Annotated in this window: 12 protein-coding genes; 10 read left to right on the forward strand and 2 right to left on the reverse strand. The window is 33.3% G+C overall.

What is annotated here, in order from left to right:
* From LQ673_RS14445 to LQ673_RS14475, 6 genes are all read left to right on the forward strand, one after another.
* On the forward strand, positions 1-585 hold a 585-nt coding region (locus tag LQ673_RS14445; RefSeq protein ID WP_239745097.1), incomplete at its 5' end, for an LPXTG cell wall anchor domain-containing protein.
* Between the two features lie 241 nt (positions 586-826).
* On the forward strand, positions 827-3,889 hold the full coding sequence (locus LQ673_RS14450) for an SdrD B-like domain-containing protein (protein ID WP_275584093.1): 3,063 nt from the start codon (positions 827-829) through the stop codon (positions 3,887-3,889).
* Positions 3,890-4,033: 144 nt separating this feature from the next.
* Entirely contained in the window at positions 4,034-5,647 is a 1,614-nt protein-coding gene (locus LQ673_RS14460; protein ID WP_191836254.1) for a poly(glycerol-phosphate) alpha-glucosyltransferase, read from the forward strand.
* Positions 5,648-5,733: 86 nt separating this feature from the next.
* Complete coding sequence (locus LQ673_RS14465; RefSeq protein ID WP_101494428.1) at positions 5,734-6,129, forward strand: acyl-CoA thioesterase; 396 nt, start codon at positions 5,734-5,736, stop codon at positions 6,127-6,129.
* A 15-nt stretch (positions 6,130-6,144) separates the two neighbouring features.
* Positions 6,145-6,951: a glutamate racemase gene (locus LQ673_RS14470; RefSeq protein WP_191836255.1), complete on the forward strand. Its 807-nt coding sequence runs from the start codon at positions 6,145-6,147 to the stop codon at positions 6,949-6,951.
* A 68-nt stretch (positions 6,952-7,019) separates the two neighbouring features.
* Complete coding sequence (locus tag LQ673_RS14475) at positions 7,020-7,646, forward strand: LysE family translocator (RefSeq protein ID WP_191836256.1); 627 nt, start codon at positions 7,020-7,022, stop codon at positions 7,644-7,646.
* A 517-nt stretch (positions 7,647-8,163) separates the two neighbouring features.
* On the opposite strand, the gene LQ673_RS14480 is transcribed toward LQ673_RS14475, so the two are convergent.
* Both LQ673_RS14480 and LQ673_RS14485 read right to left on the reverse strand, forming a co-directional pair.
* Entirely contained in the window at positions 8,164-9,306 is a 1,143-nt protein-coding gene (locus tag LQ673_RS14480) for an aminotransferase class I/II-fold pyridoxal phosphate-dependent enzyme (RefSeq protein ID WP_191836257.1), read from the reverse strand.
* Positions 9,299-10,204: a PLP-dependent cysteine synthase family protein gene (locus tag LQ673_RS14485; RefSeq protein ID WP_191836258.1), complete on the reverse strand. Its 906-nt coding sequence runs from the start codon at positions 10,202-10,204 to the stop codon at positions 9,299-9,301. The genes LQ673_RS14480 and LQ673_RS14485 overlap by 8 nt, the downstream gene beginning before the upstream one ends.
* A 218-nt stretch (positions 10,205-10,422) precedes the next feature.
* Here LQ673_RS14485 and LQ673_RS14490 point away from each other — a divergent pair, with 218 nt between their 5' ends.
* From LQ673_RS14490 to mhqD, 4 genes are all read left to right on the forward strand, one after another.
* Positions 10,423-10,854: a MarR family winged helix-turn-helix transcriptional regulator gene (locus tag LQ673_RS14490; RefSeq protein ID WP_058611422.1), complete on the forward strand. Its 432-nt coding sequence runs from the start codon at positions 10,423-10,425 to the stop codon at positions 10,852-10,854.
* A 72-nt stretch (positions 10,855-10,926) separates the two neighbouring features.
* Complete coding sequence (mhqE, locus tag LQ673_RS14495; RefSeq protein ID WP_037559987.1) at positions 10,927-11,889, forward strand: ring-cleaving dioxygenase MhqE; 963 nt, start codon at positions 10,927-10,929, stop codon at positions 11,887-11,889.
* 20 nt (positions 11,890-11,909) lie between these two features.
* Entirely contained in the window at positions 11,910-12,515 is a 606-nt protein-coding gene (locus LQ673_RS14500) for a flavin reductase family protein (protein ID WP_159315927.1), read from the forward strand.
* A 20-nt stretch (positions 12,516-12,535) separates the two neighbouring features.
* Complete coding sequence (gene mhqD, locus LQ673_RS14505) at positions 12,536-13,126, forward strand: methylhydroquinone degradation carboxylesterase MhqD (protein WP_126477827.1); 591 nt, start codon at positions 12,536-12,538, stop codon at positions 13,124-13,126.
* The last annotated feature ends 576 nt before the right edge of the window (positions 13,127-13,702 follow it).

The raw sequence follows: 13,702 nt of genomic DNA on the forward strand, positions 1-13,702 counted from the left end.
GCGGATAGTGACGCCGATGCAGACAGTGATTCGGACGCAGATAGTGATTCGGACGCAGATAGTGACGCAGACAGTGATGCAGATGCAGATAGTGACGCGGATGCGGATAGTGACGCCGATGCAGACAGCGACGCAGACGCGGACAGTGATTCAGACTCTGATAGTGATGCAGACGCAGATAGCGATGCAGACGCGGACAGTGATTCAGATTCTGATAGTGATTCAGACGCAGATAGCGACGCCGATGCAGACAGTGACGCAGATGCGGATAGCGACGCAGACTCTGATAGTGATGCAGATGCAGATAGTGATTCAGACGCGGATAGTGACGCAGATGTAGATAGCGACTCAGATTCTGACAGCGATTCAGAGGCAGGTATGTCATCAAATGATTCAAACAATAATGGTGGTAATGGTGATGCTAATCAATCGAATGAAAATAATCAAGATCATAAAGCAAGCCATAACAAACAATTACCTGATACAGGTGAAGAATCAGAAGTTAATACAACTTTAATTGGTGGTTTATTAGCAGGATTGGGTTCATTATTCTTATTCGGTCGTCGTAGAAAAGAAGATAAATAAATTTATATTAAACATTCGTAAAGTGGTTATGTCAAATGATATAACCGCTTTATTTTTTGATTTAAATTCAATTTAATGAATGTAATTAAATGTAAAATAAACATAATTTTAATATATATTATCTTTATAATTAAAGTGTTGAATATTTGAATAGCCCGAAATATAATATTTTTTGATAAGTGCTCATATAAATAAAATGACTTATCAATAAGAAAAATTGATATTTTAGGAGGAATGAATAATGAAAAAGAAACCAAAATCAAGAAGTGGTAAAATAGATTTTATTTCTAATAAATTAAATAAATATTCAATTAGAAAATTCACTGTTGGTACTGCTTCAATTTTGGTTGGTGCAACACTATTATTCGGTTTAGGTGATGAAGCGAAAGCAGATGAGGTATCTAACGAAGATTTAGTAAAAGCACAATCAAAAAGTTCTCAAAATGATGAAAAATCTAATGACATAAATGGGGATAATTCATCAACATTAACAGAAGAATTAAGCACAGAGGAAAAAGTAACAGAAAAAGCATCACTAGAAAAAGAGAGCACAGAAGAAAATACACTAGAAGATAATGTAACAGATGAAGTATCATCAGAAGAACCAGTTATAGAAGAAAAATCGACAGAAGAAAATAGAGAAGTAATATTACCAACTGAAAAAACAAATCAAGAAGACAAAGCATCAGAAAAGTTTACTTCTGAAGAATCGAGCACAGAGAAAAAAGCATCAGAACCAGTATCTATAGAGGAAAATATAACTTCAGTAAATCAAACTAAAGAACAACCAATTACAGAAGAAAAAACACCTACAGAATTAGAAATTGAAAATTCTAGAAACGAAGAAGTCTCAATAGATGGAACTTCTAGTACACAAGCAAAAGTAATTGATCAACCTACAAATTTTTCTGAAGAAGATTTAGTTAATGAATTAGATGACAAAATTAAAAATTTATCAGATGACGATCGTAAATTAATTATTGATAATGCAAAAATTAATTTTAAGGAAGATTCTTTAGAAGATGTGAAAAAGAAGATTTCTTTAGAAGCTATTAGATATCAATCTAAGAAAATCGATAAAAATAAGGTGCCAGCTACGACTTCTAGAAACTATACAGGGTTCAGAGCTGTGCCTATGGTTGATACAAATACAGAAGCTAGTGGTCAGAATGTTAATGATAAAGTAGTTATCAACAATTTTAATTTAGATAAAAGAAAATTTGACCCAAATCAATCTGGATTTACTAATATGAATGTATCATTTAGAATAACTGATTCTATTAAAGAAGGCGATTACTTTACATTCGATGTTCCTAATAATTTATCTCTAGACGGGGACATTGATTACAGTAAAGTAGGGTACCAAATGAATCTTGCTAAATTAAAAAATGAAAATGGAGACATTATAGCTACTGGTACTTATAATACAAAAACAAAACAAGGTAAATACATCTTCACTAATTTTGTAAATGAGAAAGAAAAAGTAAAAGGTAACTTTGAGATTCCGATATTTACAGATAGAAAAGAATCACCAAGAAGTGGAAATTATCCAGTAAGTTTTAATATAGCAGGTAAGCGATTCAATTCAACTATCAATCTTGATTACAGTTCTCCATTTGCTGGAGTTCCTGGAGCAAATGGCGCCAATATATCATCCAATATTAATAAAATAGATAATAAATCAGGTGAAAGAACTTATAAACAAGTAATATATGTTAACCCATTAGCTAAACAACTTTATGGTTCAAATGTTAATGTTAAAGGTTATTATGATGATCCAACTGTTAGTAGCACATTAGTGAATTCAGATAATACAAGATATAAAATTTATGAAGTAATTAATCCAAATCTATTAAATGAAAGTTATTTTGTAGATCCAAATGATGGAAACTTTAAAGATGTTACTGCGAATTTTAATGGTTATATTACTGATAATAATGATAATTCAACAGATATAAAATTTGGTGATATTAATAAAGCTTATGTAATTTTAGTAGATGGTCATTATGATGAAAGTGAAAATGATGTATTGACACGAGTTACAGAAACAAATCGTGATTATTATGGTAACCCTAGCTCATTCTATTGGGATAATCGTAACATTCTTAGATTTGGCTCAGGTAACGGTGATGGAGAAAATATACCTAAATATAACTTAGGTGATTATGTATGGGAAGATACAAATAAAGATGGCGTGCAAGATGAAGGCGAAAAAGGAATCGGAAATGTAACAGTAATTTTAAAAGATAAAGATGGACAAGAAATCGGTAGAGCAATCACTGATGAATCAGGTAAATACATTTTTAGAGGACTTAAGAATGGTGATTACAAAGTAGAATTTGAGACTCCAGCTGGCTATAAACCAACTATTGAAAATAATGGTGATGATGCTAAAGATTCAGATGGTCTTAATGTAAATGTAAGAATTCAAGATGCTGATAATATGACTATTGACTCAGGATTCTACAAAGAAAAACCTAAGTATAACTTAGGTGATTATGTATGGGAAGATACAAATAAAGACGGCGTACAAGATGAAGGCGAAAAAGGAATTGGGAATGTAACAGTAATTTTAAAAGATAAAGATGGACAAGAAATTGCTAGAACAACAACAGATGAAACAGGTAAATATATTTTTAGAGAATTAGAAAATGGTAAATATACAGTAGAATTTGAAACACCACAAGGATACACTCCAACAGTTAAAGATCAAGGTGGTAACGATGAAAAAGATTCAGATGGACTAAAAGTTGAAGTTACAATTAACGATGAAGATGATATGTCTATAGATTCAGGATTCTATAAAGAAGATACTGATGCGGATGCTGATTCAGACTCAGATAGCGATTCAGACTCAGACAGCGATTCAGACTCAGATAGCGATTCAGACTCAGATAGCGACTCAGACTCAGATAGCGACTCAGATTCAGACAGCGATTCAGACTCAGATGCAGACTCTGACTCAGACGCAGACGCAGACTCAGATGCAGACGCAGACTCAGATGCAGACGCAGATTCAGATGCGGACGCAGACTCAGATGCAGACGCAGATTCAGATGCGGACGCTGATTCAGACTCAGATATGGGAATGGGATCAACTGATTCAAGCAATAATGATGGAAACAAAGATACTAAAGCAACAAATATGAATAATAACGACAATAAAGATAATCATCATAAATATTTACCAGATACTGGTGAAATGACTTCAATTAATGGTGCTTTATTCGGTGGATTATTTGCAGGTGCAGGTTCATTATTATTACTTGGTCGTCGTAAAAGAGACAACAAAGATAGTAAGTAAAAACAACTAGAATAAAATAATGCTAGATTTTGGCCGGGACATTTATATGTCCTGGCCTCTATAATTTTTCAAAAAATGGTATAATATGTATAATTAGAGTGAATTTTTGTGTTATATAAATTAATAAAGAAAGGAATGTTATACATGGTTATAACTAATCAACTCAAAGATTTATTAAATAATCATTCAAATGTAGAAAGGATATTTCTTAGTGTTGGTCATCCTTCTCAAAAGGCTTTAGTAAAAATGTTTAAATCACATAATGCTGACCGAAATATTAAAAAATATATAGAAGCATTTCGAAAAAATACTGGTAAAAAAGCTGAATGGGTTAAAATAGATTTCGTTACTTCAATAGAAGAAATAAAGTATGAACAATTGAAGCATGATTTAATCAATACACGTAGAAATTATGTTGAATATGGTTTTGCTTTAGATGAGAACTGGGACTTAGCGTTCTTACCAGAAGAAATTAATGCCAATGCATTTATTAGACCTAAAAAAGGTACTAAAGAATTTATCATGTCTGAGAAAAATATTAATAACTATATAAATAAATATAAAAAAATAAGAAAGTACTTCGCACATCGCAATTATGAAAATGAATCTATTTATAAGTTCTACACAAAAAGTTATTTCTTTGAAGAAAATCAACTTATTGAATTAGAAGAAAAGGGATATCGTAAAGGTCTAAGAAAAATTGATAATCTTAATGAAGAAATTGATCGATTAATTAAAACAAGTACTCACTTTTTGAAAGATCAAATTCAAGATAACGGAAAGTATATTTACGGTTATTTTCCGCATTTTGATAATGAAATAGGCTTCTATAACAACTTACGTCATTCATCTTCGACATATGCATTAATAGAAGGTCTGAGTTATTTAAATGAAGATGTCACAATTGTAGAAAAGGCGATTGATTATTTAATTAAACATTATTTATATGAAGTTGATGGCGCAGGATATATATTTGATGATACAGAAGGTATGAATGAAATAAAATTAGGTCAAAACGCTGCATTTATTTTTGCGATTTGTGAGTATTTAAAACATGTACCTGATAATGTTCGATATTTAGAAGCTGCTCAGAAAGTTGCTAAAGGGATATTGTCGATGATTGATGATCAACAACAAACGATTCACGTATTAAATTATCCTGATTTAACGATAAAAGAACAATTCAGAATTGTATATTATGATGGTGAAGCTGCTTTAGCGTTATTAAGACTTTATCAAATTGATCATAATGAAGAATGGTTGAATACTGTCAAAATGTTATTTGAAATGTTTATAGAGAAAAAATATTGGAAATACCATGATCACTGGTTAGGATATTGTACAAATGAATTAGTACAAATTGACCCACAAGAGAAATATTATAAATTTGGCATTCAGAACGTATCGAGTTATTTAGATTATATGCAACAAAGGGAAACGACATTCCCAACATTTTTAGAAATGTTAATGGCGACTTATCACTTAGTCGAAAAAGCTAAGAAGACTGGCTATGCTGATCTTGTTGAAACTTATTTAGATGAAGAAAAATTCATTAAGACAATACATATAAGAGCTGATTATGAAAGAACAGGCTACTTTTATCCTGAAATTGCAATGTACTTTAAAAATCCAGCACGTATTGTGAACTCATTCTTTATTAAACATCATGGCTATAGAGTAAGAATAGATGATATTGAACACTATTTATCAGGGTATGTTCAATACCAAAAAGTATTTAAAGATTCTAGTATTGCTTAAGGTTGATTTAATGAATGACTTTAAGTGATAATATGTATAAAGTTATTTTGAAATAATAAAAAATGATGTACGAAGGAGTCTTTTTAATGCAAGAGAGAAAATTAGTCGCTGAAAAAGAAATCGAAGTTAATGTTTATGATATTGATGCTATGGGCATTGTGAGTAATATTGTGTATGTAAGATGGTTTGAAGATTTAAGAACTGCTTTTATTAACCAATATATGACTTACTCAGAAATGATGAAATTTAATATATCACCAATATTGATGAGAACTGAGGCAGACTACAAAGTACCATTGACGATTCATGATAAACCAGTTGGTAGATGTTGGTTAGTTAAAGTGAGTAGAATGAAGTGGGAACTTGAATTCGAAATTGCTACAGAAGACAAAGTGCATTGTACGGGATATCAAAAAGGTGGATTTTATAACGTGGTAGATGAGAAAATAGCACAAACACCGAAAGTATTTTTAGAAATATAAGTTAGGGTGGCATATATGACAAATAATCAAGACACGTTATTTCAACCTATTGCTGTTTTTGATGCGGGAATTGGCAGCTATTCAATTGTAGAATTGTTAAAAAAGACATACCCAAATCAAGACATAATATATCTGGCAGATCGCAATCAGTTTCCTTATGGTCAAAAATCTATCCATGAATTAGAAACTGTAATCACACAAACCATTCATTATTTAGAAAAGTGGAATCCTCGTTTGATTATCGTGGCATCTAATGTACCAACGATTACTATTTTGGATAACATGAAAGATAACTTTGATACTGAAATCGTAGGTGTTTATCCACCGGTGAAAGAAGCATTAGAGAAATCTTCTAGTAAACAAATAGGTATTTTAGGTGTTCAATCCCTAATTGAAAGTGATGCATTAAATGAATTTATAAACAATGAAGTTTCTTCAAGTCACGTATATCAATTTAATGCTTCTTCATTAGTTGAATTAGTTGAAGACGGTTCATTTATATCCGATAAATATCGTACTTTAATGACTGTGAAGAATTTTATGGATGATATTATAGACCAATATGAAGAAATCGATATATTTACATTATCTTCTACACATTTACCGTGGCTGTATAGTTATTTTAAAGAGTTATATCCACATATCATGTTTATTGATCCTGCTCAAACTGTTATTGAACAAGCAGAATCATACACTTCCAACGGTCATGGGACGATTAAGACATTAGTAACTGAAAATGAGGACTATACTATAGAAGGTTTTGAATCCATACTTGAAAAGTTAAATATAAACTTAGACATTGAAAAGGTCGAGATAAATTAAAATTTTCATTTTACAACTTTAGATTATATGTTAGTATATCTTAACGATTAATTTAAAGGGGGTAAATGATGTTTGATATCGTATCTTTTCAACTGTTTTTAATCACAGTGCTTATCATCTGTATCACACCTGGTATTGATATGATGTTTATTCTAAATAGAAGTATTTCACAAGGTAGAGATGCAGGTATATATTCAGCATTAGGTGTATCGGTTGGTGCAGTTGTTCATACTGTACTGTCAGGATTAGGGTTGTCTGTTATTTTACAAACTTCCGTGGTCTTATTCACAATTATTAAAATTGTCGGAGCAGTATATTTAATTTATTTAGGTATACAAATGTTTATAAGTAAACAATCGTCAATTTCAATAAAGAAGACTGTGTATCAATCTCGTAGAAAACTATTTGTACAAGGCGTGATCACGAACGTTACCAATCCAAAGGTAGCACTATTCTTTATTTCCTTTATTCCACAGTTTATTTCAGTGGATAATCAGTACGGTCCAATACCATTTTTAATATTGGGCAGTATTTTCGCAGTAATGGGTGCAATCACATCATTTATCATTGCGATCTTTTCAAGTAGTTTAACAGCAAAATTAAGAGATAATATCGTAGCAGAAAAAAATATCAATAAAATAAGTGGCGCAGTATTTGTCATATTAGGAATAAGTCTATTCGGTACAAAATCATAAAGAAGTGAAAATGGCGCGGAACATTGAATAATGTCCCGGCCATTTTTTATATTGAGGAATAATAGAGTGAAGGGCGTTGTATTTATCAAGATTGACTAATCGTAGGAAATAAGAACCTCGAACATTGCAAGTGGGACGTGACTAGCAATGTTGGAGCCGTGAATATTGCAAGTGGGGCGTGACTAGCAACATTGGAGCCGTGAATATTGCAAGTGGGACGTGACTAGCAACATTGGAGCCGTGAATGTTGCAAGACTCGCCAAACAAGCAACATAGAGCCGCCGTATGTTGCAAGACGACCCAAACAAGCAACATAGCTCGCCCGTATGTTGCAAGACGACCCAAACAAGCAACATAGCTCGCTCGTATGTTGCAAGACTGACTAAACAAGCAACATACGTTCCTCACGCTCCACACAAACCGCCATCCCACACTTAATACACCCATCCACCATACCTCAAATATGAAAAAAAGCTGAGGCAGCGGTCAATTTCCGCTATCTCAGCTTTTCTTTTTATTATATTTGGTTTAATGCTTGGTTTAAGTCTTCTACTAAGTCTTCTGTATCTTCTATACCGATAGATAGACGGATCATGCCGTCTGCGATACCTTCTTTATGACGAATTTCTGCTGGTATTGATGCATGTGTCATAAGACTTGGTACTGAAATTAAGCTTTCTACCGCGCCTAAACTTTCTGCTAATGTGAATAATTTTGTATGTTTAATGACTTCTTTTGCTTTTTCTACATCAGCAACTTCAAATGAAATGATACCTGGGTAACCTGAAGCTTGTTCGAAGTGAATGTCGCGATTCACATGGTCTTCGTTTAATGGATGAATTGTTTTAACAACATTTTCATGTTTGTTTAATAATGCTACGACTTCTTTAACGTTTCTATTAATTTGTTCTACTCTTAACCCTAATGTTTTGATACCACGTGTTAATAAATAACTATCTTGAGGTCCTAAAATACCACCAGTTGAATTTTGGATGAAACCAATTCTTTCTCCAAGGCTTTCGTTAGCTGTTACAACTAAGCCTGAAACAACATCACTATGTCCGCCTAAGTATTTAGTAGCTGAGTGAAGAACAATATCAGCACCTAGGTCTAATGGATTTTGGTAATAAGGTGTCATAAATGTATTATCTACAACAGTTAACATGTCATGTTTTTTAGCGATGTCACTTGCTGCTTTAATATCTGTTACTTGAAGTAACGGATTTGATGGTGTTTCGATAAATAACATTTTAGTTGTATCTTTAATAGAAGATTCGATATTGCTTACATCAGTTGTATTGATAAAATCAAATTCAATACCGAAGCGAGAGAATACTTTTGTTAATGCACGGTAAGTACCACCGTATACATCTGAATTAATTAAAATATGGTCACCTTTGTCTAATAACATGATGACTGCTGAGATTGCTGCCATACCTGAACCGAACGCATAACCATGTGTACCGTGTTCTAAATCCGCGATTAATGTTTCTAATGCTGTACGAGTAGGGTTAGCTGTTCTAGAGTATTCATAACCTTGTCTTAAATTTCCGATTCCGTCTTGTTCATAAGTACTTGTTTGATAAATTGGTGTTGTTACCGCACCTGTATATGCATCTGTTGTTTTACCGCCATGGATGAGTAATGTTTTTTTATTCATAATCTTTTCCTCCATAATTAAATATATTTTTAGACATATATCTATCACTGCCATCAGGGAAAATGACGACAATATGTCCTTGTTCAATTTGTTTTGAAACGTCTATTGCTGCTTGTAATGCTGCGCCTGATGAACTACCAGCAAGAATACCTTCATTTAATGCAAGACCTGATACATTTGTAAATGCATCTTGATCCGAAATGACTTTAATATCATCGATTAAATCTCGCTTTAGAAATGGTGGCCACTTTTCAACGCCAATACCTTCAGTATCGTGAGCATGCGCTTCGCCACCAGCAAGAATGCTTCCTTCAGGTTCTACAATGATATTACGTACTTGATGTTCTTTCATGACTGAAGCTATTCCTGTAAAAGTTCCGCCAGAACCAGCGCCAGCAATCAAATGTGTGATGTCTGGACATTGTTCAAGAATTTCTGTCGCTAAAGTGTGAACATATGCTTGTGGATTCTGTTCATTTTCAAATTGATTGATGTAATAAGCGCCGTATTGTTCAGCGTAAGACTGTGCTTGTTGACGCGCACCTAACATACCTTCTGAACGTGGTGTTCTTCTTACTTCAGCCCCTAAAGCTTTCATGATGTTCATTTTTTCTTCCGAGAATCCTTCAGGTGCAAAGATAACGCAGTTCATATTGTAATGGTTCGCTACGATAGCAAGTCCTATACCTGTGTTACCGGCAGTGGCTTCAACTATCGTATCTCCAGAACGAATATTACCTTCAGCTAGTGCATGTTCTATCAGATGCTTGCCAAGTCGATCTTTAATGCTGCCACCTAAGTTATAACTTTCTAATTTCGCAAATATTTTCACGTTGTCTGTACTGTAATGTTCCAATAAGACAAGTGGCGTATTCCCGATTAAATCAAATGCTTTCATCCCATTACCCCAATATAAAATTAATAAATATCTTAGTTTTTCAATAAGAATTATAGGTTAAACATTATTAAAAATCAACTAAATTAAATTTGTTAGAATATTGAAAATATAATAAAAACAAAGTTAGTATATTTTTTATACTCAAAACTGTTGACATTTATTTGAAAGGGCGTTACAATTATCTCGAAATCGAAATAATGTTTGAATAGGTGATGAAGATGGATAGAACGAAAGAATCATTAAAAGCGCTAGTAGGTATAAAACGTACAAATGATACGTTAGATCGTATTGTTAAACAAGATATGAAGAACTACGGTTTAAATATTACTGAATTTGCTGTAATGGAACTTTTGTATCATAAAGGTGATCAACCTATTCAAAAAGTAAAACAACGCATCTTAATTGCAAGCAGTAGTACAACTTACGTCATCGATCAACTTGTTAAGAAAGGTTATGTAACACGTCGACAAGATGAACAAGATAAACGTATTACGTATGCTGTTCTGACTGAAAGTGGACATGAATTGATGGAACGTATTTTTCCACAACATGCCGAAACAATTGAAAAAGCATTTTCTATATTAGATGACGAAGAGCTTGCGATTTTTCGTAGAGCACTTAAAAAAATAAGCGCAAATTCTACTGAGTAGTGGATAGCGCAAATTTTTTTACAACTTATTATTTCGAATTCGAAATAAAAATAAAGAAAGAAGGAAACTATAATGAGTAATCCAGAACTTATCGGTATCCATCACGTAACTGCAATGACAAATGATGCAGTAAGAAACTATGAATTTTTCACACAAGTACTAGGTATGCGTTTAGTTAAGAAAACAGTAAACCAAGATGATATATATACGTACCATACATTTTTCGCAGATGATCAAGGGTCTCCAGGTACAGACATGACATTCTTTGATTTTCCAAATAATCCGAAAGGTAGTCGTGGTACAAATTCAATTAGTCGTGCAGCATTCAGAGTGCCAAACGATGCAGCGCTTGAATATTATTTAAATCGCTTTGAAGAATTTGGCGTTAAACATGACGGTATCCAAGATTTATTCGGTAAAAAGGTATTACCTTTTGAAGAAGAAGACGGTCAAAGATATCAATTAATTTCAGATGAATTAAATGAAGGTGTTAAACCAGGTATTCCTTGGAAAAATGGTCCAGTACCTGAAGATAAAGCAATTTATGGATTAGGACCAATTGAAATTACAGTGAGCTATTATGAAGACTTCAAATCTGTATTGAAACAAGTTTACGGTATGAAACCAATTATTGAAGAAGAAAACGTGACATTGTTAGAAGTTGGAGAAGGCGGTAACGGTGGTCAAGTTATTTTGAGAAAAGACGACCAAGGTCCTGAAGCAAGACAAGGTTACGGTGAAGTACATCACGTATCATTCAGATTAAAAGACCATGAAGCGATTAAAGCATGGGAAGAAAAATATAACGAACTTCGCATTGGTAACTCAGGTAATGTTGATAGATATTATTTTGAAGCGCTATACGCAAGAATTGGTCATATTCTTATAGAAGTATCTACTGATGGACCAGGATTTATGGGAGATGAACCTTATGAAACATTAGGTGAAAGTCTTGCATTACCACCATTTTTAGAAGCAAAACGCGACTACATTGAATCTGAAATTAAAGCTTTTGATACAAGTAGAGAACATTAATAAGAAAAGGTGTGGTTAAGATGAAGGAGATACGACCAGAAGTCTTATCGCAGAAAGAAAACTATAAATTGTTAATAGGATCTATTATTCCTAGACCAATTGCATTAGTCACAACAGAATCAGATGATAACGTACTGAATATAGCACCGTTTAGCTTTTTCAATGTTGTATCTTCAGACCCACCGATTCTTTCTATCGCAGTACAAAGAGTGAATGGTGAAATGAAAGATACTGCACGAAATATCATTCAGAATAAAGAAGCGGTCGTGCATATTGTAGATACAGATAATGTGCGTGATGCCAATCAAACTGCAGCTATGTTAAGTCATGAAGAGAGTGAACTCGAACGTACGAATTTTGAAACAGTAGATTCAGTTGAAGTATCTGTGAAAGGCTTGAAGCAAAGTAAAGTTCGATTTGAAGCGGTTCTATATGATGATATTGTAATTGAAAAAGACGGACAACCTATTTCAGATTTATTACTGCTAGAGGTGAAGTATTATCATTTTGACGAGCGTATTTATGATGATGGCTATATTAATAAAGAAGAACTCAAAGCGGTAAGCAGACTAGCCGGGAATGATTATGCTGAAATTGGACACACATTCACAATCGAAAGACCATAATATGATGGGAGATAGTAAATATGAAACATATATTTAAACAAGGTGCACAAGGTAAACCAGTATTTCTATTACTTCACGGAACAGGTGGAGATGAGAGAGATTTATTACCATTAGCAGAAATGCTTGATCCGACTTATAGTATTTTGAGTGTTAAAGGTGAAGTATCTGAAAATGGTATGGCTAGATATTTCAAAAGACTCGGAGAAGGGCAATATGACTTAGAAGATTTAGAGTATAGAGGTCAAGAACTGTATCAATTTATAGAAGAATCATCTAAAGAATATGGGTTTAAATTAGAAGATGTTATTCCAGTAGGATTCTCTAATGGTTCTAATATGGCGATTAATCTCATATTAAGAGAACAAACACCATTTCAAAAAGCATTACTCTTTGCACCACTTTATCCATTAGATTTAGAAAATAATCATAAAGATTTATCTCATTTTAATGTCTTTTTATCAATGGGTGCAAGAGATCCAATCGTTACAAACGCACAAAGCGAGCGCGTGATAGAAATATTTAAAGAACGTAACGCAACAGTGACAGAAGCATGGGTTAACAGTCATGAAATTACGCAAGAAGCGGTACTTAAAGCTAAAGAAATATTATAAAAAGAAGACCAGCTCGGGTGAGCTGGTCTTTTCTTGTGTAGGGCGGAAGTGAGTGGGAGTATGGGTTGGAGTAGGAGTGGCTAACGATCAAGAAACGAAAACAAGATCGTTAGAAATTCTAACGTTCAAGAAAACGAAACAAGATCGTTAGCGCACCAAATAGCAGGTGGAAAAGAGTAAAAATACACAAAATGAGCTGGCTAACGATCAAGAAACGAAAACAAGATCGTTAGAAATTCTAACGTTCAAGAAAACGAAACAAGATCGTTAGCGCACCAAATCGCAAGTGGAAAAGAGTATAAATACACAAAATGAGCTGTCTAACGATCAAGAATGAAAAACAAGATCGTTAGAAATTCTAACGCTCAAGAAAATGAAACAAGAGCGTTAGCGGACCAAATCGCAGGTGGAAGTGAGTAAAAATACACAAAATGAGCTGTCTAACAATCAAGAGTGGAAAACAAGATCGTTAGAAATTCTAACGCTCAAGAAAATGAAACAAGATCGTTAGCGCACCAAATCGCAGGTGGAAATGAGTGAAAATACATAAAATGAGCTGTCTAACGATCAAGAATC

The organism is Mammaliicoccus sp. O-M54 (assembly GCF_022386035.1).
Taxonomy (GTDB): domain Bacteria; phylum Bacillota; class Bacilli; order Staphylococcales; family Staphylococcaceae; genus Mammaliicoccus; species Mammaliicoccus sciuri_A.